The 25,231-nt window shown below is 56.1% G+C and carries 20 protein-coding genes; 3 read left to right on the forward strand and 17 right to left on the reverse strand.

Going from position 1 to position 25,231, the window contains the following annotated elements; genetic code table 11:
• Window positions 1–42: 42 nt before the first annotated feature.
• The 9 genes from cmk to PL263_RS05615 all read right to left on the reverse strand — a co-directional run bounded on the left by cmk (window position 43) and on the right by PL263_RS05615 (window position 10,147).
• Window positions 43–699, reverse strand: a complete 657-nt coding sequence (gene cmk, locus PL263_RS05575; RefSeq protein ID WP_278212075.1) for a (d)CMP kinase — start codon at window positions 697–699, stop codon at window positions 43–45.
• 3 nt (window positions 700–702) lie between these two features.
• Window positions 703–2,022 (reverse strand): 3-phosphoshikimate 1-carboxyvinyltransferase, encoded by a 1,320-nt coding sequence (gene aroA, locus PL263_RS05580; protein WP_278212076.1) that lies wholly within the window; start codon window positions 2,020–2,022, stop codon window positions 703–705.
• Between the two features lie 5 nt (window positions 2,023–2,027).
• Entirely contained in the window at window positions 2,028–2,909 is an 882-nt protein-coding gene (locus PL263_RS05585) for a prephenate dehydrogenase/arogenate dehydrogenase family protein (RefSeq protein ID WP_278212077.1), read from the reverse strand.
• Window positions 2,902–4,005: a histidinol-phosphate transaminase gene (hisC, locus tag PL263_RS05590; RefSeq protein WP_278212078.1), complete on the reverse strand. Its 1,104-nt coding sequence runs from the start codon at window positions 4,003–4,005 to the stop codon at window positions 2,902–2,904. Before hisC ends, PL263_RS05585 begins: the two co-directional genes overlap by 8 nt.
• A 12-nt stretch (window positions 4,006–4,017) precedes the next feature.
• Window positions 4,018–5,103 (reverse strand): prephenate dehydratase, encoded by a 1,086-nt coding sequence (gene pheA / locus PL263_RS05595; RefSeq protein WP_278212079.1) that lies wholly within the window; start codon window positions 5,101–5,103, stop codon window positions 4,018–4,020.
• A 6-nt stretch (window positions 5,104–5,109) separates the two neighbouring features.
• On the reverse strand, window positions 5,110–6,189 hold the full coding sequence (gene serC / locus PL263_RS05600) for a 3-phosphoserine/phosphohydroxythreonine transaminase (protein ID WP_278212080.1): 1,080 nt from the start codon (window positions 6,187–6,189) through the stop codon (window positions 5,110–5,112).
• Window positions 6,189–8,789, reverse strand: coding sequence for a DNA gyrase subunit A (gene gyrA, locus PL263_RS05605; RefSeq protein WP_278212081.1), 2,601 nt, complete (start codon window positions 8,787–8,789; stop codon window positions 6,189–6,191). The genes serC and gyrA overlap by 1 nt, the downstream gene beginning before the upstream one ends.
• A 127-nt stretch (window positions 8,790–8,916) precedes the next feature.
• Complete coding sequence (locus tag PL263_RS05610; RefSeq protein ID WP_278212082.1) at window positions 8,917–9,636, reverse strand: dienelactone hydrolase family protein; 720 nt, start codon at window positions 9,634–9,636, stop codon at window positions 8,917–8,919.
• A 22-nt stretch (window positions 9,637–9,658) separates the two neighbouring features.
• Window positions 9,659–10,147, reverse strand: a complete 489-nt coding sequence (locus PL263_RS05615) for a low molecular weight protein-tyrosine-phosphatase (RefSeq protein WP_140910494.1) — start codon at window positions 10,145–10,147, stop codon at window positions 9,659–9,661.
• Between the two features lie 178 nt (window positions 10,148–10,325).
• On the opposite strand from PL263_RS05615, the gene PL263_RS05620 reads away from it, so the two are divergent.
• Both PL263_RS05620 and PL263_RS05625 read left to right on the forward strand, forming a co-directional pair.
• Window positions 10,326–12,026 carry a methyl-accepting chemotaxis protein gene (locus PL263_RS05620; protein ID WP_278212083.1) on the forward strand — a complete coding sequence of 567 codons (1,701 nt, stop codon included), beginning with the start codon at window positions 10,326–10,328 and terminating at the stop codon, window positions 12,024–12,026.
• A 128-nt stretch (window positions 12,027–12,154) separates the two neighbouring features.
• Window positions 12,155–12,988 (forward strand): HDOD domain-containing protein, encoded by an 834-nt coding sequence (locus PL263_RS05625; protein WP_278212084.1) that lies wholly within the window; start codon window positions 12,155–12,157, stop codon window positions 12,986–12,988.
• Between the two features lie 23 nt (window positions 12,989–13,011).
• On the opposite strand, the gene PL263_RS05630 is transcribed toward PL263_RS05625, so the two are convergent.
• Complete coding sequence (locus tag PL263_RS05630; protein ID WP_140910497.1) at window positions 13,012–13,659, reverse strand: response regulator transcription factor; 648 nt, start codon at window positions 13,657–13,659, stop codon at window positions 13,012–13,014.
• The gene (locus tag PL263_RS05635; RefSeq protein WP_278212085.1) at window positions 13,656–14,966 is read right to left on the reverse strand and encodes a sensor histidine kinase; all 1,311 of its coding nucleotides are present in this window, start codon (window positions 14,964–14,966) and stop codon (window positions 13,656–13,658) included. The genes PL263_RS05630 and PL263_RS05635 overlap by 4 nt, the downstream gene beginning before the upstream one ends.
• A 263-nt stretch (window positions 14,967–15,229) precedes the next feature.
• Between PL263_RS05635 and PL263_RS05640 the strand changes: the two genes are divergently transcribed.
• Window positions 15,230–15,535, forward strand: coding sequence for a GNAT family N-acetyltransferase (locus tag PL263_RS05640; RefSeq protein WP_278212086.1), 306 nt, complete (start codon window positions 15,230–15,232; stop codon window positions 15,533–15,535).
• Window positions 15,536–15,556: 21 nt separating this feature from the next.
• Here PL263_RS05640 and purL read toward each other — a convergent pair whose 3' ends face one another.
• The 6 genes from purL to recJ form a co-directional block, all read right to left on the reverse strand.
• Window positions 15,557–19,444 (reverse strand): phosphoribosylformylglycinamidine synthase, encoded by a 3,888-nt coding sequence (gene purL, locus PL263_RS05645; protein ID WP_278212087.1) that lies wholly within the window; start codon window positions 19,442–19,444, stop codon window positions 15,557–15,559.
• Between the two features lie 82 nt (window positions 19,445–19,526).
• A complete protein-coding gene (gene bamC, locus PL263_RS05650; RefSeq protein ID WP_278212088.1) occupies window positions 19,527–20,252 on the reverse strand; it encodes an outer membrane protein assembly factor BamC in 726 nt (241 codons plus the stop codon).
• Window positions 20,249–21,130, reverse strand: coding sequence for a 4-hydroxy-tetrahydrodipicolinate synthase (gene dapA / locus PL263_RS05655; RefSeq protein WP_278212089.1), 882 nt, complete (start codon window positions 21,128–21,130; stop codon window positions 20,249–20,251). Before dapA ends, bamC begins: the two co-directional genes overlap by 4 nt.
• Window positions 21,131–21,246: 116 nt before the next feature.
• Complete coding sequence (locus tag PL263_RS05660; RefSeq protein ID WP_278212090.1) at window positions 21,247–21,945, reverse strand: phosphatase PAP2 family protein; 699 nt, start codon at window positions 21,943–21,945, stop codon at window positions 21,247–21,249.
• Window positions 21,926–23,470, reverse strand: a complete 1,545-nt coding sequence (locus tag PL263_RS05665; protein ID WP_278212091.1) for a glycosyltransferase family 39 protein — start codon at window positions 23,468–23,470, stop codon at window positions 21,926–21,928. Before PL263_RS05665 ends, PL263_RS05660 begins: the two co-directional genes overlap by 20 nt.
• 8 nt (window positions 23,471–23,478) lie before the next feature.
• Window positions 23,479–25,224: a single-stranded-DNA-specific exonuclease RecJ gene (gene recJ / locus PL263_RS05670; RefSeq protein ID WP_278212851.1), complete on the reverse strand. Its 1,746-nt coding sequence runs from the start codon at window positions 25,222–25,224 to the stop codon at window positions 23,479–23,481.
• Window positions 25,225–25,231: the final 7 nt, after the last annotated feature.

Raw genomic sequence — 25,231 nt, forward strand, 5'->3', positions numbered from 1 at the left:
TTAATAAAAGCTACCGGCTAATGCCGATAACTGCCAAAAGTCTCATTCGACTAGATTTACTACCTGATCAATCACCTGTTGAATAGACAAGCTGGATGAATCGATAAAATGCGCACCTTCCGGCACGGTGAGCGGCGCCGAAGCCCGCTGAGTATCGCGACGATCGCGCTCCTCTATCTCCCGAGTGATTTGCGGAAGGTTAGCATCAATTCCCTTTTCAATCAACTGTTTATATCTACGCAACGCCCTTTCTTCGGCACTGGCGGTCAAGTAAACTTTAAACTGGGCATCCGGAAACACCACGCTACCCATGTCGCGCCCGTCGGCGACCAGACCTGGAAGCTGTTGAAAATCCTTTTGTTTTTGCAGCAACAATGCCCGTACAGGCGGATAGGCGGCAATGATGGACGCCGCATTGCCGGTAGTTTCAGTGCCTAGCAAATCGGTTATGTCTTGACCGTTTAAAAGTACCCGTAAATTATCGCCACAATCAAAACTCAGCGTCATGCTTTCCGCAATATCGCAAACCGCATCGATATCAGCTAAATCCAATTCTGCCTGCAAGCAGGCGATCGCCAGCGAGCGGTATATCGAGCCGCTATCCAGATAATTCCAACCCAGAAGCCTTGCCACAGCTCGGCTAACCGTGCCTTTACCAGCCCCGCTGGGGCCATCAATCGTTAAGACCGGAACTGACATAACTTACATCGTGCCCAATTTCAAACCCAATTGCGTCGCTAACGCCGGAAACTCTTTAAACGAGGTGTTAACGTTGGCGCAATCGTTAATTGTGATCGGGCCGCTGGCGCGCAGGCCGGCAATCGAAAACGACATGGCGATGCGGTGATCGCCGTGGGAATCGACTTCGCCGCTACCCAATTGGCCGCCATTGATGACCATGCCGTCTTTAGTCGGTTGCGCGTCTATGCCCAAAATTTGCAAGCCGTCCGCCATGACTTGGATGCGGTCGGATTCCTTGACGCGCAACTCTTCGGCGCCAGTCAACACGGTTTGACCCTCGGCGCAGGACGCGGCGACGAACAACACCGGAAACTCGTCGATCGCCAGCGGCACCAGATGCTCGGGAATATTGATGCCTTTCAGCTGCGCCGAACGCACGCGCAAATCGGCCACCGGCTCGCCGCCGACTTTACGCTCGTTCAAGACTTCGATGTTGGCGCCCATCAAACGCAGAATATCAATCACCCCAGTGCGGGTCGGATTGATACCGACGTGCTTCAAAGTAACGTCGGAATTCGGCGCAATGCTGCCGCCGACCAGGAAAAATGCCGCCGAAGAAATGTCACTCGGTACGTCGATATTGGTTGCGGTCAACTTGCCTTCGCTACTGATCTTCGCGGTGGCGCCGTCGCGGGTGACCGGGTAACCGAAACCGGCCAGCATGCGCTCGGTATGGTCGCGGGTCGGCGCCGGTTCGGTAACGCTAGTTTCGCCTTCGGCGTACATGCCGGCCAGCAACAAACAGGATTTGACCTGAGCACTGGCGATCGGCATATCGTAATGCATGCCTTGCAATTTGCCGGCCTTACCTTTGATATGCAGCGGCGCAGTACCGTTGGGCTGGGTTTCGATTTCGGCGCCCATTTGTGCCAAAGGCACGGTAACGCGCTTCATCGGCCGAGACTCCAGCGATTTGTCGCCGGTCAACACGCAGTCGAACGGCTGGCCAGCCAACAGACCGGACAATAAACGCATCGAAGTGCCAGAATTGCCCAGGTATAACGGTTTTTCCGGCGCCTTTAGACCGTGCTTGCCGACGCCGTGGATCGTCACTTCGCCGTTGACTGGACCTTCGATCTTAACGCCCATCGCCCGAAACGCTTCCAACGTGGAAATGGCGTCTTCGGCATTCAAAAAACCGGTGACATGGGTGACACCCTCGGCCAAAGAGCCGAGCATGATCGAGCGGTGGGACATGGACTTGTCGCCGGGTACGCGAATTTCGCCGTTCAGGCTGCCGCCGGGTTGGACTTGGAAAATGACGTTAGTGGATGAGGACATAATGGTTAAGTGGGATCGTCAAAAGTTTCGAGAAAACGTTGCCGGGCTTGCTTGGCATAACTAAAGGTGTCAAACAATGATGATGCCTCATCGTTTTGCAACAGACGTTCGATTTGGCCAAGCTCGGCTTGAAATTGTTGAATCAGCGGAATGATTTCCTGTTTGTTGGCCAGACAAATGTCCTGCCACATGGTCGGATCGCTGGAGGCGATGCGACTAAAATCCTTGAAGCCGCCGGCGGCGTATTTGAAAATCTCGCGCTGCTCGTCCTTGCGCCCGAGCATGCCGACCAAGGCAAAGGCCAGAATATGCGGCAGATGGCTGGTGGCCGCCAACACCGTGTCGTGATGCTCGACCGTCATCACCGATACGCTGGAACCGATGCGCAGCCAGAACTCACCGAGTTTATCGACGGCTCCGGCGTCGGTTGAAGACAAAGGTGTCAGAATCACGCGGCGATTCTTGTATAAATCGACCTTTGCCGCCTCAACGCCGCTGCGCTCGGCGCCCGCAATCGGATGCGCGGGTACGAAGTTGCTCGGTACTTCACCGAACACTGCCCGCGCCGCCTCGATCACACTGCCTTTGGTGCTACCGGCGTCGCTGTAGAGGGTTTGCGGATTCCAATACGGTTTCAATTGCTGGAAGATAGCCTGCATGCTGCCGACCGGCGTGCAAATGATTACGCAATCGGTGCCGGCCATCGCCTGCGCGGTATCGGTGTAAAACGCATCGACCACGCCCAATTCCAGAGCGCGTTGCATATTGGGCAGATTTTTTTCCCGCCCCAATGCGACCACCTGCTGGCACAAACCTTCGGCACGAGCGGCCTTGGCGATAGAGCCGCCGATCAGGCCAATGCCGATGATGCACAGGCGCTCAAACACCTTGCAGCACCTGCGCTAATGCATCGATGAAAATTTGGTTTTCCCGTGCGGTGCCAATACTGACCCGCAAGTGATTGGGCATTTCGTAATTGGCCACTGGCCTGACGATGACGCCTTTTTGCAGCAAGGCCTGGTAAAGCGGCAAGGCCGGTTGCTTCATATCCACCGACACGAAATTGCCGGACGAAGGAATCCACGGCAGATCCAGGGCTTTGAACGCTGCAGTCAATTGCGCCATGCCGGCGTTGTTGACTGAAACGGTCTCCGCCAAGTAATCAGAGTCGGTCATCGCTGCTTCCGCCGCCGCCAAAGCCAGCATATTGCCGTTGAATGGTTGGCGTACCCGATTCAGCAAATCCGCAACCTCCGGCGACGACACGCCAAAGCCGATGCGCAAGCCGGCTAAACCGTAAGCTTTGGAAAAAGTGCGGGCAATCACCAGATTCGGATATTTGATCGGCCATTGCATCGACTCGGTGCGAACGGCGGGCTCCACGAACTCGTAATAGGCCTCGTCCAGCACGCACAGCACGGATTTCGGCAACGAACCGATAAAATCTTCCACCGCTTGCGAAGCCAGCAAAGTACCGGTCGGATTGTTGGGGTTGGCGATGAACACCACGCGGGTTTTATCAGTCACTGCCGCGCGCATTGCGTCCAGATCGTGACCATAGTCCTTGGCTGGCACAACCACGGCCTTGGCCCCGACCGCTTGGGTCAAAATCGGATACAAAGCGAAGGCATGTTGAGCGAACACCACTTCATGCTCCGGCGCGACGAAGGTGCGCATGACCAGTTCCAGAATCTCGCTGGAACCGTTACCCAGCGTGATCTGTGCTAAATCCACACCCCAGCGGGCAGAGATCGCTGTTTTCAAGGCGTAACCGCTACCGTCAGGATAACGGGCGATTTCCGGCAAGGTATTTTGAATCGCTTCGGCGACCTTGCGGCCGGTGCCGAGCGGATTTTCGTTGGACGCCAGTTTGATGACTTCGCTCAAACCCAGCTCGCGCTGCAATTCTTCGGCCGGTTTACCCGGCACGTAAGGCATCAATTGCTGAACGCCTTCCAAGGCAAGTTGTAAAAATTGATTCATGAAGCAAACGGATTAAATGACGGCTTTAGGATAGGAACCCAGTACTTTCAGCATCTTGACGTTGTTTTCCAATGTTTTCAACGCTTTGGCCACTTCTTCGTCTTCGCGATGACCTTCGATGTCGATAAAGAATACGTACTCCCACAAACCTTGCCGCGAAGGGCGCGACTCGATGTGGGTCATACTGATCCCATATTGTGCGAACGGCTGCAGAATACGGTGCAACGCACCGGGCTGGTTGCCGGTGGACACCAGAATGGACGTCTTGTCCAGGCCGGTCGAAACCGGTTGCAAACGGCCGATGACGATAAAACGGGTGGTGTTGTTGGCTTCGTCCTCGATATGCTTTTCGATGACGTTCAACTCGTACAACTCCGCAGCGGTCAAACCGGCGATTGCAGCCTTGCTATGGTCCAGCGAAGCCAGACGGGCGGCCTCGGCGTTGCTGCTCACCGCAGTACAGGGTACGCCGGGTAGATTCGCAGTCAGCCATTGCCGACACTGGGCCAACGATTGCTGGTGTGAGAACACTTCGCTAATGCCGACCAAGCTATCCATCTTGCCGAGCAGGTTCTGGTGCACCCGAATCTCGACTTCGCCGCAAATCTGCAGCGGACTGTCCATGAAGCGGTCCAACGTGTGGGCAATCACACCTTCAGTGGAATTTTCCACCGGCACCACGCCGAACTGGCAATGGCCGGTCTCGACCGCCTGAAAGATTTCATGAATGGTCGGTACCGGAATGTCTTTAACCGCATGACCAAAATGTTTGAAGGTGGCTTGCTGAGAAAAGGTACCGGCAGGGCCGAGAAACGCCACTTCCAGCGGTTTTTCCAGCGCCAGACAGGCCGACATCAGCTCCCGAAACAAATGTGCGGCGGCATCGTCGCCTAACGGTCCCGGGTTGAGTTCCTTGATCCGCCGTAATACCTGCGCCTCCCGATCCGGGCGATAAAAACTGCCGGTCTCGCCTTCGGCCTGTTTGGTGCGGGCCACTTCAAGCGCGCATTCCGCGCGCCGGTTCACCAGTTCCAGAATCTGTTGGTCTATCGCGTCGATACGATCGCGCAGTTCGGACAACGGAATGATCGGTGTCATAAAGCCTTAGTGGGTACGCTCGAATTCGGCCATGAAGGCTATCAACGCATCAATGCCGGCTTCCGGCATTGCATTGTAAATGCTGGCACGCATGCCGCCGACCGACCGGTGGCCGGCCAAAGTGCTCAAACCGTTGCGCTCGGCTAGAGCCAAAAACTCCTTGTCCAGCGCCGGGTCGCTCAACACGAACGGCACATTCATCCGCGAACGGTAAGCCTTGTCGACCGGGTTTCGATATAAGCTGGAATTGTCGATAGCATCGTACAGCTTCCCGGCTTTGCGGATGTTGCGCTGCTCGATCGCGCCGACGCCGCCCTCGCCTTTCAGCCATTGCAGAGTCAAGCCCAACAAATACCAGTTGTAGGTGGCGGGCGTGTTCAGCATGGAATCGGCTTTGGCTTGTTGGGCGTAACTGAATACTGCCGGCGTATTTTTCGCTTCCAACCCGACCAGATCGTCGCGCACGATAATAACGGTTACGCCGGACGGCCCCATGTTTTTCTGAGTGCCGGCGTAAATGATGCCATAGCGGCTAACGTCGACCGGCCGCGACAAAATATTGGACGACATGTCGCAAACCAGCGGCAGCTCACCTACCGAGGGCACGTCGTTGAATTCGACGCCGTGGATGGTCTCGTTCGAGGTGTAATGCAGATAAGCAGCGCCGGAATCGATCTGCCACTCGGCGTAAGCCGGAATCGTGGTAAAGGAGCCAGCTTCGCCGCTGGCGGCGAGTTGCACTTCGCAATACTTGCCGGCTTCCTTGATCGCAGCAGTGGACCAAGCGCCGGTATTGACGTAACAGGCCTTGGTTTTGCCGTTCAGAATATTTTGCGGAATCATCGCAAATTGCGCGGTGGCACCGCCTTGCAGAAACAACACCTGATAACCGGCCGGAACCTCTAGCAATTCGATCAGGTCCGCCTTCATTTGCTCGGCAATCGCCATGAAATGTTTGCCGCGATGGCTCATCTCCATCACCGACATGCCACTGCCCTGCCAGTCCAGCATTTCTTGCTGGGCTTGCAACAGCACGGCTTCCGGGAGCATCGACGGGCCGGCGCTAAAATTGTAAATTCTTGCCATTACTCTTCCTCTCCCGCAGCGGACGGGGTGCCGTCCTCGAAATCCTGATCGCCGATTTCGTCGCCATCTTCATCGCCAAGGCCATCAATGCGGTCCACGCCAACCACTTTCTCGCCTTTGTCAAGCCGAATCACGGTAACGCCCTGAGTATTTCTGCCGACGACCGAAATCTCTTTGACCCGGGTCCGCACCAGCGTGCCGCCGTCGGTGATCAGCATGATTTCGTCGGTATCGTTAACCAATACCGCGCCGACTACCGCGCCGTTACGTTCCGAGGTTTGAATTGCGATCAAGCCCTGGCCGCCGCGCCGATGTTGAGTGAATTCTTCCAGGCGGGTGCGCTTGCCGTAGCCGTTTTCGGTGATGTTCAGGACCGTACCTTCGCTGGCGACGATCAACGAAATGACTTTTTGGCCGTCCTGCAACCGAATGCCGCGCACGCCGGCCGCGGTTCTACCCATAGAGCGCACGTCGGTTTCGTTGAAACAAACCGCCTTGCCGTCGCTACTGAATAGCAAGACGTTCTGCTGGCCGTCGGTAATCGCGACGCCGACTAAAGTATCATTTTCGCTCAAATCGATCGCGATCTTGCCGTTGCTGCGTTGGCGCTCGAATTCGGGTAGCGGCGTTTTCTTGACGGTGCCGGACGAAGTGGCCATGAAAATGTATTTATCGGCACTGTATTCGCGCACCGGTAGCATCGCATTGATTTTTTCGCCCTCTTCCAGCGGCAGCAAATTTACAAATGGCTTGCCGCGCGAGGCGCGGCTGGCGACCGGCAGGTTGAATACCCGTAGCCAGTAGACTTTACCGGCCGACGAGAAACACAGAATCGTGTCGTGGGTATTGGCGATGATCAGTTTCTCGACGAAATCGTTTTCCTTGGTGGCGGTCGCCGATTTGCCGCGGCCGCCACGGCGCTGGGCCTTGTAATCGTTGAGTGGTTGAGTTTTGACATAGCCTTCGTGTGACATGGTCACCACCATGTCTTCTTCGGTGATCAGATCCTCTGCCGACAGGTCGGAGTAATCCTGGACTATTTCGGTGCGACGTTGGTCGGCATACTGGTTACGGATCTCCTCCAACTCCTCGCGGATCACTTCCATCAGGCGCACGTCGCTGCCGAGGATATGCAGATATTCGTCGATCAACGCCAGCAACTCCCGGTACTCATTGACGATTTTTTCCTGCTCCAATCCGGTCAGGCGATGCAGGCGCAAATCCAGAATCGCTTGAGCCTGATTCTCGGACAAGCGGTAAACGCCTTCCGCCAAACCAAATTCAGGCCCTAAATCTTCAGGGCGGGAACGGTCGGCATCGGCCCGGTCCAGCAAAGAAGCTACCAGACCGGCATTCCAGGTTCTGGCTAACAAGCCGGCTTTGGCTTCCTGCGGATTCGGCGAGGTTTTGATCAGTTCGATCATCTCGTCGATGTTGGCCAGAGCGACCGCCAAACCTTCCAAAATATGCGCCCGTTCGCGCGCCTTGCGCAGGTTGTAAATAGTTCTGCGGGTAACAATCTCGCGCCGGTGGTCGATGAAGGCCAGCAAAATGTCCTTCAAGTTCATGCAATGCGGCCGGCCGTCGTACAGCGCCACCATATTGATGCCGAACACGGTTTGCAGTTGGGTCTGTTTGTACAGGTTGTTCAGCACCACATCCGGCACTTCGCCGCGGCGCAACTCGATGACCATGCGCATGCCGTCCTTGTCGGATTCGTCGCGCAGTCCCGAGATGCCTTCCAGCTTGCCTTCCTTGACCAACTCGGCGATTTTTTCCAACAGCCGCGCTTTGTTGACTTGGTAAGGCAATTCGGTGGCGATGATGGCCTGACGGCCGCTGTCGCCGATATCCTCGAAATGGCAGCGCGCGCGCAGATAGATTCGGCCGCGGCCGGTGGCATAGGCTTCGTAAATACCGGATGCGCCGTTAATGATGCCCGCAGTCGGAAAATCCGGACCGGGGACGATTTGCATCAATTCGGAAATCGACAAATCGGAGTTTTCGATTAAGGCAAGACAGGCGCTAACGATTTCGCCCAGGTTATGCGGCGGGATATTCGTGGCCATCCCGACCGCAATGCCGGCGGAGCCGTTGACCAGCAGGTTCGGCACCCGGGTCGGCAGCACTCTGGGTTCGGATTCGGATTCGTCGTAGTTGGGGACGAAATCGACGGTTTCCTTGTCCAGATCGGCCAGAAGTTCATGGGCGATTTTGGCCATACGGACTTCTGTATACCGCATCGCCGCCGGCGAATCGCCGTCGACCGAACCGAAGTTACCCTGGCCGTCGATCAGCATGTAGCGTAACGAGAACGGCTGCGCCATCCGGACGATAGTGTCGTAAACCGCGGTATCGCCGTGCGGGTGGTATTTACCAATCACGTCACCGACCACGCGGGCCGACTTTTTATAAGGTTTGTTCCAATCGTTACCGAGTTCGCTCATCGCGTACAACACGCGGCGGTGAACCGGTTTCAGACCGTCCCGCACGTCGGGAAGCGCTCTACCGACGATCACGCTCATGGCGTAATCGAGGTAGGATTGTTTCATCTCGTCTTCGAGATTGACCGGGATAATTTCTTTAGCGAAGTCTGACATGGATCCGTGATTCTAGTGCGGCCTAACGGTTACCCGTTCGACAGGACAGCCCGATGCATCAATTCCGTTTACTCAGTGCTGGCCGGATTATAAAGCGCCGAATTATAGCAAACGCCACCCTCTGCCGTCAGGCAAAAATCTCGGCCAAGAAGTTTTGCAGCGCTTGCCAGGAGCGGCGGTCGGCCACCGGTTGGTAAACTGTGCCGAAGCCGGGGTTATTGGCAACCGGATTAGTAAATGCGTGCATCGTGTTGCCGTAACTATGAACTTGCCAATCGGCACCGGCCCGGGTCAACTCGGCCTGCAGCGCCTGCACCTGCGCCGGCGGCGCCATCGGATCGTCGTGGCCGTGCAGCACCAATACTTTGGCTTTGATCCGTGGCTCCGGGATATTGTCCGGCGGCAGCAACAAGCCGTGAAACGATACCACGCCGCGAAGGTCGGCGCCGGAGCGGGCCAAATCCAGCGCGCATAATCCGCCGAAACAAAAGCCGATAGCGGCGATCTTGGCGTTATCGGCCCAAGGCAGCAATTTCGCGGCCGATAATGCGGCATGCAACCGTCGCTGCAATTGCGCCCGGTCGGCCATAAAAGGTTGCATCAGGCCGGCATTTTCTTCCGGATTCTTGCCAAGAACACCACGACCGTATGCGTCGGCGGCAAAACCCAAATAACCCAATTCAGCCAATAGCTTTGCCTTTTCGGCAACAAAACCGTCCCGTCCGCCCCACGCATGGTGAATCAGTACAACCGGGCGCGGGCCGGCGATCGCGTCGTCGCAGGCAAAAAAGCCTTCCAGAGCCACGTCGCCATCCAAATAACCTACGGTATTCGACACAATCGCCATAAGCGCTCCCCGACCAACGTCTTTAAAGTTGCAAATCGCCTTTAGCCTGAAGTGCTTGCAAAAATCCCTCGGAGGCTTGTTCGACCAAATCCAAAACCCGTTCGAAACCATAGCTGCCGCCATAGTAAGGATCAGGCACATCCCTTTGATTCAGGTGCGGCGCATACTCGAGAAAACGCCGAATCTTGTGAGCCTGATCTTGCGGACAAACCTCGCTCAATATCGCATGGTTATCGTCATCCATGGCCAGGATATGGTCGAAATTCTCGAAATCCTCGGCTACTACTTTACGCGCCCGGATATGCTTCAATTCGATACCGCGTTCCCGAGCCGCTTTCTGCGCCCGCAAGTCCGGCGCATCGCCAATGTGGTAAGCGTGAGTGCCGGCCGAATCGATCTGAAACCGTTCAGCTAAGTTCTTTTCGGCCACCAAGTGGGCAAAAACACCTTCGGCCGTCGGAGATCGACAAATATTGCCCATGCATACAAACAAAACCTTTATTTTCCGCATTGTTATTAAGTTTTCAGAATTGTTGACGCTAAATTGTAAGCTATACTCAGCCCGTCTGTCTTGCGGACCCAGCCGTCTAATACGAGCTGATCTAGCTAAAAATACAACATGTTTCGGGAGCTTTAGGATGTTAATGATGAACTGGCATTCTGTGGGGGTAAAAGTGGTAGCAATTACCATGTCCGTCCTCACACTAGTCGGCATAGCGATATTGATCGTGTATTCGAGTGCCGAAAAACAAAAACTGATCGACAGTCAAATAGCCTCTTCTCGCCAGCTGTTGATCCTTTCTGAATCAGTTCGCGACAACGTGGTTAAGAAATGGGAATCCGGCGTTTATTCTCCGGAACAGTTGATGGGTTTAATTGAACAGTTCGGACAAGCCAAAGCCCGCGAATTGGTGATCGCGACGGTACCGACCGCCAACGCTTGGGATGTGGTGGAAACCGAAGCTAAAGGCCACGGTTTTCGTTTCAAGGCGCCTAGCCTGAATCCCCGCAATCCGCGAAACGCCGCGGACGATATCGAACGCACAGCATTGGAGTATTTCAGAAACAACCCTTCGGCCAGCGATTACAGCTATGTCGACGAAGATAAAGAAGAAATACGCTACCTGCGTCCGGTAAAAATGGTCAAACAGTGCGAACTGTGCCATGGCGATCCGAAAATGTCCCAGACCTTATGGAAAAACGATAAAGGGGTCGATTTGCTGGGTTACCCGATGGAAAACCGCCGAGCCGGAGAATTACATGGCGCATTCGAGATCATTACGCCGTTCAGCGTGGCTTTAAACGAGTTGAAACAGCACGTCTATTACGCCATCGGCTTCCTGATCATCACCTTGATTATCATCGGCTTCACCGGATACTTCATGATGAACAAAATCATCATCGGACCGTTGACAGCTCTGGCGCTGAAGCTGCAAGACATCGGTAGCGGCGACGGCGATTTGCGCGCCCGCCTAGACGCTAGCGGCAAATCGGAGTTTGCCTGGATCGCATCCAGCTTCAATTCGTTCGTCCGTAAAATTGCCAAAACCATCGACCAAATCAGCGTGACCAGCGAAAAGCTCGCCAGCGCTTCGCACAAATTAGCCAATATTACTCAGTCCACCCAATCGGGCGTCGAGCGGCAATTGCACGAAACCACGCTGGTCGCCAACGCCATGAAACAAATGACTGCTACCGTGCAGGAAGTGGCCCGAAACGCAGTCCGCGCGTCGGAGGCTGCAGAAATTGCTGATCGAGAAGCGTCCTCCGGCAAAAATATCGTCAAAGACGCCGTAAACGGCATCAATAATCTGGCCTCCGAAGTGGAAAACGCGTCCAACGTGATCCACGAGCTGGAAAACGATAGCAATAGCATCGGTGAAGTATTGGGCGTTATCCAGGGCATTGCCGAACAAACCAATCTATTGGCACTAAACGCAGCCATCGAAGCGGCTCGTGCCGGCGAACAAGGCCGCGGTTTTGCCGTCGTAGCCGACGAGGTCAGAACCTTGGCCAGCCGGACCCAAAACTCGACCTTGGAAATTCAAAAAACCATAGAACGCCTGCAAGACCGGGCAAAACAAGCGGTAAACGTGATGGAAAACGGCAGAAGCCGAGCCACATCGAGCGTTGAACAGGCCGCTTCCGCCGGCGGCTCGATTACCTCGATCAGCGAACGTATTGATACGATCAATGATATGAACAATCAGATCGCCAGCGCCGCCGAGGAGCAAACCGCGGTGGCTGAGGAAATCAACCGTAACATTACCAATATCAGCCGGGTATCGGAAGAAACCTCGATTGGGGCAAAAAACACCGCGGAAGCCTGCCACGAACTGATGGCTCTGGCCGATCAATTGCGTTCGATGGTCGGCAACTTCAAAACCTAACATAACCCTCAAACGGAAGCCGGACCGGCCGCTACGGCTGTAGTTCGGCTTCCAAATCCCCAGTAAACCGACAACTGGCGGCTATACTTAAGGTGCACATCCACTAACGCACTTTTAGGAAATAGGACATGCCCACTTCCATTAACCAGTTGTTCGATCAAATTCATAAGATCCCTCAAGTACCTGAGGTCGTCAGATCCATCATCAACCAACTGAACAATCCGAATGCGGACATGCTCAACATCGCCCGTGATGTTGAGAAGGAACAGGTCATCGCGCTAAAAATTTTGCGATTGGTCAATTCGGCGCATTTCGGCTTGTCGCGAAAAATTGGCTCTATCAATGAAGCGGTTGCCATGTTGGGATTAAATCAACTGAAAACCTTGGTAATCGCGTCCGGAATGATTGGCGCCATGCCCGAGATAAAAAACTTCGATGTCAAACGAAGTTGGCAGAACAGTTTTCGCACTGCTGCATACAGTAAATGGCTGGCGGAACAGGCGGGAGTCGCTGCCGATATCGCATACACCGCCGGCCTGCTGTCCAATCTGGGCAACGTGTTGATTCACATTGCCTGCCCAAGCGAAGCCAATGAAATAGATCAACACGTCAAAGCCGGCGGCGCGGAGCGGCTGGACATCGAGAAAAACCGTCTTGGCTTTACCAGTCAGCAGGTTTGCGCCGAACTTTGCCGACGCTGGCGTTTCGCCGAAATCCTGATTGAGACGTTAGAACAGTCTGCAGAGCCCTGGTTATCGGAGCAGCCAAATAAATTAAGTTACGCGGTCTGCCTGGCCGGTTGGATCAGCGAAAGGCAGGACCGAGGCATGGAAACGGCGGAAATTCTGGCCAATCTTCCGGAACAAATCACCGGTCCGCTTGGATTCCCGGCAGATCTGCTGAACGAAAAGATGCCGGCGGTTTTGGTACAAAAATCCGAACTCGACGGGCTATTAGACTGAATCAAACCCGGATTGGCGTTGGCTCAACGCAGCGTCAATCCCAAATTGACGGCAATGTGCGCTAATTCGGTCGTGGTATCCACCTGCAATTTTTTCTTGATTTGCGTAGCGTAGTTCGCCACGGTTTTATGCCCGAGGCACAGTTGGTCGGCGATTTTATGCACCGTCATGCCTTGGGCCAACAAACTGAACACATCAAATTCCCGCGGCGAAAAACCGGCGATAGCGGCCTGATGATCGGAACGCGGCGTATCGGTTTGATTCAGGCTTTTGATCAAACCCTGTTCTACGTACTCGCCGCCATCCATGATCGCAGCAATAGCTTCGGCCAGAATGCCGGGCGCGCTGTTTTTGGTAATATAGCCTTTCGCACCGGCGTTCAGTGCCCGGCCGACATAAACCTGTTCGTGGTGCACGCTGAATACCAAAATCTTCGCGGCCGGATCGCGCTGCATAATTCGGCGGATGGTTTCCAACCCGCCAATACCCGGCATGGATAAATCCATCACCAACATATCCGGTTGCAGTTCCTGGTAAAGTTGAATCGCCTGTTCGCCGCGTTCGGCCTCGCCTATCACTTCGATCGCATCGCCTGCAGCCAACAGCATCTTAAATCCGGCCCGTACCACTAAGTGGTCGTCAACCAACAATATCTTGATTTTCGTTGTCATAACGGAATCCTGGCATCGACAACCATTCCTGCACCGGGACTGGAAACCACTTTCAGTTCGCCGTCCAACGATTTGATGCGCTCCTTAATCCCCAATAGCCCGAAACCGCGCTTTACCGCCTGCAAATCGCAACCCTGGCCGTCGTCCTGCACTTTAAGATGAAGACAGGCCGCAGGCGATTCCATCCGTTCCAGATCGATGGCCACACGCCCGGCCCCGGCGTGCCGCACCACATTGGTCAGACATTCCTGAATCACCCGGAATATCTGAACCGTCAGATTTTTGTCCAGGTCGTCGACTGCATCGCTGCAGCGGATATTCAATTGCAAGCCGGCATTCCGCTCCGACCAATGGTTGACCATTTCTTCCAATGTCGCTTTCAATCCCAACTCACTGAGCACCAGCGGATGCAACTGTTGCATCATCGAACGCACCACCGTCATCAAATGATCGCAAATTTCGCTGATCGACGCGCTGATCTTGGCCGTGTCGGCCTTCTGGTGGCCGGCTGTGACGGCCATCACCTTAATCGCCGTCAGGGATTGGCCGAATTCGTCATGTAATTCCTGAGACAAGCGTCGGCGTTCTTCTTCCTGGATTGCCAGCGAATGCTGGGTCAGTGCTCGGTTTTCCTGGCGAGCTTTTTCCAACTCAGTGGTCATGTGATTGATTGCATTGGCAATATCGTCGAATTCTTTGGTGGAAAACGGCGGCAACTTGAGTCGGTACTGGCCGGTTTCGATAATCCGTAAAGCATCGACAATAACGGCAATCGACTGCAGCGACTTATTAAACACCAGATTGACAGCCAAAAAAGTCAACAAGGTCAGCAGCGAAATCGACGCTAAAAAACCGACGCTTTCGCCCCATACTTCGGTAATTTCGTCCAGCGGTTGCGCCTGAATGATCAGCTTCAACTCCTGTCCCTGTTCGGTTTTCAACTGATGTTCCACTTGCGGATAATCGCTTTTCACCAAGCCGATGAACCAAGCGGGGGGCATTTCCTCGGGAGAGCTAGGCAAGGTTTCGCCGGCAAAATGAATCAGTTGGCCATCCGGTTTTTGCAGTTGGATGGTCAAGTGGCGGGTCTGACGCAGCGCACTGAAGCGGGATAAATCGCTGCTTTGTTGAAACACAGGAGTGTCGGCTATACCCAGTGTAATCAGTTGCAACGCCAAATGAATCGACGCGTCGACTTCTTTTGCCACTGCCTGCCGGGCTTGCCATATTGCAATCGCCCCGCCCAACAGCAAAATGCAGAGCGACGACAACAACACACGAAGGATAATCTGGTAGCGAAGACTCATTGCACAGTGACACTCAAAACCGGGTATTATCCGGTGTGGTTCCAAATGCAGCCACAGGAAAAATTCACTTTCTGGGTTGTGCCTGATAGCCGGCCTATTCGCCATCGTTTACGTCGCCGACATTCGACAGCCGGAGCCAAAGTTCGACATGAAGATTCGCTCCTACCGGTACTGAGCAAGCGGCGGAGATCCAATTATCGCGGGCATGCGGTCTGCTGTGCCGCTGGAACGATCCGTATCTGGATATCCAACCCAAACTAAGTGTGCAGCCGGAATTGTTCCTGGTTGGCGTCGATGCCGACGCCAACATTATCGGCAACGCAATGGCCGGTTACGCCGGCCGCCGCGGCTGGATCAACTACCTTGCCGTGGCGCCGGACAAACGCCGGTCGGCGTTGGGGAGGCAGTTGATGCACGCCGCAGAAGCGGAACTAACCAAGCGCAGCTGCAATTTGCAAGTTCAGGTCGGCAACGACGCCGCGCTGGCGTTTTACCTAACCCTGGTTTACCTGCAGGACGATGAGGTCAGCCTCGACAAAAGGCTCATCTCGGACCTGGACCCGAGCTGAGCGCATTCTCCCCGCGAAGCCCTAACCGACCCAAACTCTCGCATTTCTGAACATCCGCAGCCAAGCGCCATCTTCGGCCCAGTCCACCGGATGCCAGGAGTTTTGTAATGCCCGGAAGCAGCGCTCGGGATGCGGCATCATGATAGTGAAACGGCCGTCAGCCGTGGTCAGGCCGGTAATGCCGTTCGGCGAGCCGTTCGGGTTGGCCGGGAAAGTCTCGGCGACATTGCCGTAGTTATCGACGTAGCCGACTGCCGCCAGCGCGTCGGCCGGATTCAAGCTGCCGAACTCAGCCCGGCCCTCGCCGTGCGCGACCACCACCGGCAGCAGTGAACCCGCCATGCCGGTAAAGAAAATCGACGGCGAAGCCTGAATCTTGACCATCGCCACCCGCGCTTCGAATTGCTCGGACAGATTGCGTTTGAAGGCCGGCCAATGTTCGGCGCCGGGAATGATGTCCTTCAAGCCGGACATCATCTGGCAACCGTTGCACACGCCCAGACCGAAGGTATCCGGGCGAGCAAAGAAGGCGGCGAACTCGTCACGGGCCTTGGCGTTAAACAGAATCGATTTGGCCCAGCCGCCGCCGGCGCCGAGCACGTCGCCGTAGGAAAAACCGCCGCAGGCCACCAGGCCTTTGAATTCGCTCAGGCTGACCCGGCCGCTGATGATGTCGGTCATGTGTACGTCGATGGCATCGAAGCCGGCGCGGTCGAAGGCCGCCGCCATTTCCACGTGGCCGTTGACGCCCTGCTCGCGCAGGATCGCAACTTTCGGTTTTACTTGCCCGGCAAAACCGGCGGCAATGTCGTCGTTCGGATCGAACGTCAGCTGCGCCGTCAGACCGGGGTCCGTATCGTCGGCGATACGTTCGAACTGTTGCTTGGCGCAATCCGGGTTGTCGCGCAGTGCCTGCATCCGGTAACTGACTTCCGACCAGATTTGCTGCAACTCGGCGCGCGTAGCGCTGTAGAGTTGCTGGCCGGATTTAAAAATCCGCAACTGCTGGCCCGCCACCACGCGGCCGACCACGTGGCTGCAGTCGTCCAGGCCGGCGTGATCCAGCAGACGGGCGACTTGGTTCAAGTCGCTGTTTTTGATTTGCAGCACCGCGCCCAACTCCTCGTTGAACAGCGCCGCCAGAGCGTCGCCGGACAAATCGGACAAGTCCAGATCGACTCCCTTACGGCCGGCGAACAGCATTTCCGCAACCGTGGCCAGCAACCCGCCGTCGGCGCGGTCGTGGTAGGCCAGGATCAGGCCTTGCTGGCTTAGGGTTTGGACGGCGTCGAAGAAACGTTTGAATAGGTCGGCGCTATCCAAGTCCGGCGCCTGATTGCCGAGCTGGTTGTAGACTTGCGCCAATACCGAGCCGCCGAGGCGATTTTTGCCGAGTCCCAAATCGATCAACAGCAATACGCTATCTTCGTTCTTCAGTTCCGGCGTCAGCGTGTCGCGCACGTCTTGTACCGGCGCGAAGGCGGTGATGATCAACGACAGCGGCGAGGTCATGGTTTTGTTGCCCTGATCGTCCTGCCACACGGTTTTCATCGACAATGAGTCTTTGCCGACCGGTATCGCGATGCCCAATTCCGGGCAGAGATCCATACCAACCGCTTTGACGGTATCGAACAGGGCCGCGTCTTCGCCGGGGCTGCCGCAGGCCGCCATCCAGTTGGCGGACAGCTTGACGTCGTTCAGTTGGCCGATGCAGGCAGCGGCCAAATTGGTCAAGGCTTCGCCGATAGCCATGCGACCCGATGCCGGCGCGTCGATCAAGGCCAGCGGCGTGCGCTCGCCCATCGCCATCGCTTCGCCGGTGTAGGCCTGAAAGCCGGACGCGGTGACCGCAACGTCGGCCACCGGTACTTGCCACGGCCCGACCATCTGGTCGCGAGCGACCAGACCGGTGACGGAACGGTCGCCGATGTGGATCAGGAAGCTCTTGTCGGCAACGGCCGGAAACGCCAATACCCGTTTAATCGCTTCGGCCAGCTCGACTTGATCTAAAGCCAAATCCGGCAAGGTTTTGTGCAGCCGCTGCACGTCGCGGTGCATTTTCGGCGGCTTGCCGAACAATACCGACATAGGCAAATCAATCGGAGACGACTGCCCAAACCATTCGTCGCTCAGGGTCAAGTGTTCCTCGTCGGTGGCATGGCCGATCACCGCGTACAGGCAGTGTTCGCGCTCGCAAAAGCTTTGAAACAGTGCCAGGGATTCAGGCTTGATCGCAACCACGTAGCGCTCTTGCGCTTCGTTACACCAGATTTGCATCGGCGACATGCCCTTGTCGGCGTTTTGCACCTTGCGCAATTCGAAGCGGCCGCCGCGATCGCAATCGTGAATGATTTCCGGCACCGCGTTGGACAAACCGCCGGCGCCGATGTCGTGAATCGACACAATCGGTGTGTTATCGCCCAGCGAGTTGCAGTGGTTGATCACTTCCTGGCAACGACGCTGCATTTCCGGGTTCTCCCGCTGCACCGAGGCGAAATCCAGCTCTGCCGCGCTGGCGCCGGAGGTTTGCGACGAGGCCGCACCGCCGCCCAGGCCGATCAGCATCGCCGGGCCGCCCAAAATCACGATCAACGCCCCGGCCGGAATCGGCTGTTTTTCGACCAGCATCGGCCGGATGTTGCCCAGGCCGCCGGCGATCATGATCGGCTTGTGGTAGCCGCGGAATTGATTGGCTTCGCCATTTTCCGCAGGTTGCTCGAAGCTGCGGAAATAGCCGGCCAGATTGGGCCGGCCGAACTCGTTGTTGAACGCCGCGCCGCCGATCGGGCCTTCCAGCATGATGTCCAGCGCCGAGGCGATGCGCTCCGGCTTGCCGTTGTCGGCTTCCCAGGGCTGCGAAAAACCGGGGATTTTCAGATGCGACACGCTGAAGCCGGTCAAACCGGCTTTGGGCGCGGAACCGCGGCCGGTGGCGCCTTCGTCGCGAATCTCGCCGCCGGAACCGGTCGCGGCGCCGGGATGCGGCGAGATCGCGGTGGGATGGTTGTGAGTCTCGACCTTCATCAAAATGTGCGCGGCTTCCTCGACGTAACCGTAGCGATGGCTATCGGCGTCGCGGATGAACACCTGTGCGGCCGGGCCTGCCAGCACCGAAGCGTTGTCCTTATATGCCGACAACACCCCTTGCGGATTTAGGTTGTGGGTATTGCGGATCATCGCGAACAACGATTTGGCCTGTTCCTCGCCGTCGATAGTCCAACTGGCGTTAAAGATTTTATGGCGGCAATGCTCGGAATTGGCCTGAGCAAACATCATCAGTTCCACGTCGGTCGGATTGCGGCCCAACTGGCTGAAGCTATCGGTCAGATAATCGATCTCGTCGGCCGACAAAGCCAGGCCCAGTTCGGTGTTGGCTTTTTCCAACGCGGCGCGGCCGCGCTCGATGATGGCGACGGTTTGTAAGGGCTTCGGCGCGTGGCTGACAAACAAGTCCAATCCGTCAGTGTCGGACACAACCTGCTGAGTCATCCGGTCGTGTAACACCACCGCCAAACGCTGTTTAACCGCATCGGCCAACGGCGCGTCGGCAAAAAAACGGTACTCGATACCGCGTTCGATGCGTTTAACTGCAGTCAAGCCGCAACGCTCGGCGATTTCCGAGGCCTTGCTCGACCATGGCGAAATCGTACCCAGACGCGGCACCACCCACAGCGTTCCGGCCGGTTCCTGGTCAACGTCGGCAGTTGGCGCGTGGTCGGCGGCATCGCCGTAGTCGAGTAAGCGCGCCAGCATGGCCTGGTCCGCCGGATTTAGTTGATCGTCGAGTTGTATGAAATGTTGAAAGCGCGCATCGAAGCCGACGATGCCGGCTTCGATAGCCTGTAAATCGCCGAGCAATTTTTCGATACGGAAACGGGACAATGCGGAGGTGCCGGGAAGGATCAACATAATAAATTCGAAGGTCTGTAACGCAAAAGAGATGTGCTTGCCGCGCCGGCGTAGCCGCCAAACGCGAACTTAGCGCAAACGGCTATTTCTCCGCCGGCGCTTCCGTGGGTTCCGCCGACATATCCTGCTTGATACCGTCGGTAATTAATCTGAGTAAAGAGGTGGCGACGTCGTTGGACAGCGTGGTGCCCGCTTCGTCTTGCACGGTGACTTCGGCCGATTGGGCATCCAACTCGTTGACGCTTATTCTGTATTCCTGTTCACGGCTCGGATCGTCGCCGAACAGGAAATTGATTTCATCCAGAAACGATCCGTCGTCCGGCTTGATGGCGTTCGGGTCGTATTTAACGAAGAAATAGCGTTTATCGACATTGCGTTCGACGACCTCCAGTTTTTGTCGGCTCAAGGCCTTGCCTACCAGCCACCAGGCTTGTTGCGCGGATTGGTCGATTTGCAAGCTGCTGACATTGGCTGTGGCTGCCGGACGCGGCGCAGGTACCGAGGTTTCGGCAGGCCGAACCGACTCGGTCGGCGGCCTAGCCTGGGCAACCGCCTCTTCCGATTTCGTTGGAACCGGTTGCGGGGTTGCAGCGGCAACCGGTTCCGCCTTCGCCACCACCGCAGCAGCGGGCGGCGCAGCCAGGGTTTTGCGTTTGAGATCGTCCGGGATCACCAATTCGGGAATTTCGGTCGTGAATTGGTAATCGCGTTCTTTGTCGGGAAACCAGCTTTTGACATAACTACAGGCCGGCATAAGGCTGACCAAGGCGCCGGTAAATACCAACCGTAGAAAATTCGTCGATTTCATGAGGGCAAAACGCCGGCTTGCCGCATCGCAGCTCTCACGGTGTCGAAACATTCCGCGCTGAGCCAGGTCAGCGGCAGGCGAATACCCTTGCCGATCAAACCCATTTCCGCAACAGCCCATTTCACCGGAATTGGATTTGACTGGATGAATAAAGCCTGGTGCAGACCGGTAAGGTGGGCGTCAATCGCTTCGGCTTCGACTCTATCGCCCCGCATTGCCGCCGCCAACATTTGGTGCACCAGCCTGGGTGCCACGTTGCCGGTCACGGTGATACTGCCGTTACCGCCGATCAGGCAAAATTCGCAGCTGGTGGCATCGTCGCCGGTGTAAAGCGCAAACGATGCGTCGGTTAAATCGCGGATTTGTTTGACACGTTCCAGTTTGCCGGTGGCTTCTTTAACGCCGACGATGTTGTCGATCTTGGCCAGCCTGCCTACCGTTTCCGGCAATAAATCGCAACCGGTGCGGCCGGGCACGTTGTACAGAATTTGCGGGATGTCCACTGCCTCGGCGATAGCCTTGTAATGCAGGTACAAACCTTCCTGAGTCGGCTTGTTGTAATACGGCGTCACCAGCAAGCAGGCGTCCGCTCCGGCTTGTCTGGCCCGCTCAGTCAAACGGATCGCTTCGCGGGTGCAATTGGCACCGGTACCGGCGATCACCGGTATCCGGCCGGCTACGCAATCAACCACGAATTTGATTACCGCGCAGTGTTCGTCTTCGTCGAGAGTTGCCGATTCGCCGGTGGTGCCGACCGCCACCAGTGCGTCGCTGCCCTGCTCTATATGAAATTCAACCAGGTTTCTTAAGCTGGCTTCATCCACCGCACCGTCTTCCATCATCGGGGTAATCAGCGCAACGATACTACCTTGAATCATGCAAATCTCTCGTTAAGGTGAACTAAAACCGACGCATTATATCAAGCCGGCCTTGAAAACTCAGCCTGTTAAATCGGCCCGGCCGGCAAACAAGTTGGCCGCGAAGGGCGCTACAGTCAACGCTCGGGACGTAGATGCAATTTGGCAACCCGCACATACCAGCCGTAGTACAAGGCATAAGCCACCAGAAACACCAAGTAACCCGACCATAAAATATCGGAAACGAAATGCCCTCCCGAGGTCATTCGGGTAAAGCCCAGCGTCCAAGCCAAAGTCAGTGTCAATCCAAAATACAGCAGCTTATGGTTTTGCGATAAAAAATACAGCACGAAGAAGCTGTATCCGACCGAACAATGGCCGCAGACGAAGGACTTATCCGGGGTATGACCGAATTTCAACGGCGGCGTATATTGATGCTCGCCGCCGAATTGGGTGACATGCACCGGCCGGGCTCGCCCCCAATGGTCTTTGAAGATCAAATTGACCACCAATCCGGGACCGATGGCAATCACCAACAGAATATATAACGCTCGCAAGCGGAACCTGCGGGTATAGGCGTGAAAATGGCTGGCGATATAAACAATCAGCGCAATGGTGCCGGCACATACCGTGAACGGAAACGCGTAGTCGTACAAAACTTCCCACAGCCCCCAATGCTGGTATGGCCAAACATCGCCGACGCTGTCGGGCCGGTAAAACAACCCGGCCAGACGTAGATCCAAATCACTAAACCAAAACGGCAATGTGGTGAGTCCCGCCAGTATCAGCAATATCGCCAGTTCGCGCCGGGCGCGCCTAATTGTCCGATGTAACATGGGCATCCTTGTGAGTTAATCCAGGGCTGACCGGGTCCGGCCAGAATTTCAAGTTTTCGCCGAGGTACAAATAGTATTTCGCCCCCGGCCGATCCGGATTCGCTATTTCCGCCAAGAACCGAAACCGCTCAAATGCCGTCGTCAAGACCGGCGGCAACGAGTCGCGAGTTTGTTCGGCGATGACAAAACCATTTTTGCCGATGTACTCGACCGGTCCTGGCCATACCTCATATTGGCTACTGACCTCGCCGCTGGTTTCGAAGCGGTAAGTCCGGGGATGGTCCGGCAGATAAAATGCCAGTTCGCTGGCAAGATAACGGTGGCCTAGCGCCAGCAAAAACGTGTCCTCAACACTCGGCACACTAATCAATCGCTCGAAATGGACATCGATCGCCAGTTCCCGCCAGCTTTTGAAGCGTTTGGTCGGATCCAGCGCCGTGTTTTGCAGATTGAACGCCTGCAACAGAATCGGTAAGGCGTAGGTGGTAATCACCATCAAATAACCGAAAGCCAGCGCGTATTTGAAGCTGCGCTGCCAGTAACCGGCGGCGCGTTCGCCGGCCAATAGTATCAGTCCGGTAAAATAGAACGGCATCGGCCAGTTACCCTGAGCCTTTTGCAGAAAACTCAACAGCAACACCCCTAATAATAAGGCCGGCCCCATCAGCAGCAGAAAGCGCTGCTCGGCACCGAGTTTGCCGAACTTGAACACGGCCCGCAGGCTGCTCAGCAGCAGCAATACGAAAATCCCCGGAGATATCAACAGGATTTGGTACAGCAGAAAATCCCGCGCCCATTGCACGTGCTTGCCAATCGGGACCGGCTCATGATTGCCGAAGTGGCTGCGACTGTGGCCGAACATGACCCAATCGTGCTGCTGGTTCCACCACAGGATCGGCACTGCAGCGACTAAAATCGGCAATAAATACAACAGAAATTCCCTTTTCAGCAGATGGCGGCGCTGGCTATCGGTGACCAGAAAGATCAGCAACATCGCCGGCAAGGCCAATGCCGCCTGTTTGCTGAGCAAAGCCGCTGCGCTGGCGCAGCCGGCCCATAACCAGGCCCGCGCGTGACCATCGAATAGGGCGCGGCGCAAATGGTAAATCGCGATGATCCAAAAGCAGTACAGCGGGGGATCGATCGTCATCAAAAAATTAGCCAGCACATTGATCGGCGTCGCCAAAATCAACAACAAGGCCAAGGCCCCGCCGCGGCCGCCGTAAAAAGCACGTGCCGTCGCATAAAAAAACCAGAGAAATACCGTCCCCAACACCAAGGTCGGCATTCGCACCGCAACGGTGTAATCGCCCAGTAACCAGGTAGACAGGCCGATCAGCCAGGCCACCATCGGCGGTTTGCTGTAGTAACACCAGTCCGGCCGCCGCGACCAGTCCCAGTAATACGCTTCGTCGCCGATCAAATCCAGCCCGTTTGCCAGCAAAAATCCGGCGCGCACCGCCAAAGCCGTCAGAATTAGGGCAACCGGGTAAGTCTCGATCCAGCGCAAAACTTTTTCAGTCATCGGCCAACTCACTCCCATTTTTCCAAGTAGTGCAGTAACAGTTGCAGGCTGCGTTGACCGCGAAATTCGTTGATGTCCAATTTGTACGCCGCGTTGATTTTGCGGCAGCCGAGCCATTTTTCCGGATGATCGGCGAAAAAGGCAATCGCATCCAATAGTTGCCCGCCGAACGGTAATCGCAGCACAAATTTCAGGTGTTGCTGGCCGACGATACGGCATTGGATCACGTCGAACACGCCATGAAATTCCGGCTCCGGGAACGCCTGCCCCCACACCGCGGCCTGGCGCAGGGTTTCGGCGAATTCCAAGCTCAGATGGCGTTCGTCGAGTTCGCCGTCGGAATAAACCTTCTGCTGCAAGTCGACGTTTGCCAGTTTGCCCGCCACCGTTTCGGCGAAGGCCAGCGCAAAATGGGGATAATCGTGCAGCTTTATGGTCAAGCCGGCCGCCATCGCGTGGCCGCCGAATTTAGTCAAAATCTGCGGATGCTTGGCGGCGATGTCGCTGAGCACGTCGCGCACGTGCACGCCGGCAATCGACCGGGCCGAGCCTTTGATATCGCCGTTCTCGGCCGGGGCGAACGCAATCACCGGCCGGTGCACGCGGTCCTTGATCCGCGCCGCCAGAATCCCAATCACCCCCTGGTGCCAATTGGCGTCGAACAGGCAAACCCCGGCTGGAACATGCTGCTCGTCCAAAGCCTTCATCTCGGCCAATAAAGCCATGGCTTCGGTTTTCATCTGCCCTTCCACTTCCTTGCGGTCCTGGTTCAGCACATGCAATTGTTCGGCGATATCCCGTGCCAAGCCGGCGTCGTTGGTCAACAGGCACTGGATGCCCAAGGTCATGTCGTCCATCCGCCCGGCAGCGTTCAGCCGCGGCGCAACGGCAAAACCCAAATCGCTGGCGTGAATAGCGGACAGCGACTTCCCGGCCACTTCCACCAAAGCCTTGATGCCGGGCTGGCATTGGCCGGAACGAATCCGCAACAGGCCCTGATGCACCAGAATCCGGTTAACCTGATCCAACGCCACCACGTCGGCCACAGTACCTAAAGCGGCATAATCGAGTAGTTGGGCCAGATTGGGTTCGGCAATTCGGCGTTTTTCGAACCAATGGGTTTCCCGCAGACGAATGCGCAACGCCATCAGGATATAAAACATGACGCCGACGCCGGCGATATTGCGGCTGGGAAACTTATCGTCGGGCAGATTCGGATTGACGATGGCGTCGGCTGCCGGCAGCTCTGCGCCGGGCAAATGGTGGTCGGTGATCAGTACCGTGAAGCCGGCGGCTTTCGCGGCTTTGACGCCGTCGATACTGGAAATGCCGTTATCGACGGTAAGAATGACATCGGGACTCTGCCGTTTTACCAGCTCAACGATTTCCGGTGTCAAACCGTAACCGTATTCGAAACGGTTGGGGACCACGAAATCCAGGTTTTCCGCCCCCAACGAGGCCAAACCCTTCAGCGCCAACGCACAACTGGTGGCGCCGTCGGCATCGAAGTCTGCCACGACAGTGATTTTGCTTTGCCGCTCCAAGGCGGCAAGCAAGTGTTCGGCCATGGCTTTCATGCCGGACAACAACCACGGCGAGGGCAAACGCGCCAAGCCGCGGTCGAGTTGTTCGGCATTTTGAATGCCACGGCTGTTGAAAATCCGTTGCAACACCGGATCCATCTCGCCGAAATGCGGATTTTTCACCTGCTCCGGGCGGGGAACGATGACTTTTTTTACGCTTTGCAGATACATATCAGCC

The sequence above is a fragment of the Methylomonas sp. EFPC3 genome, from assembly GCF_029643245.1.
GTDB classification, from domain to species: domain Bacteria; phylum Pseudomonadota; class Gammaproteobacteria; order Methylococcales; family Methylomonadaceae; genus Methylomonas; species Methylomonas koyamae_B.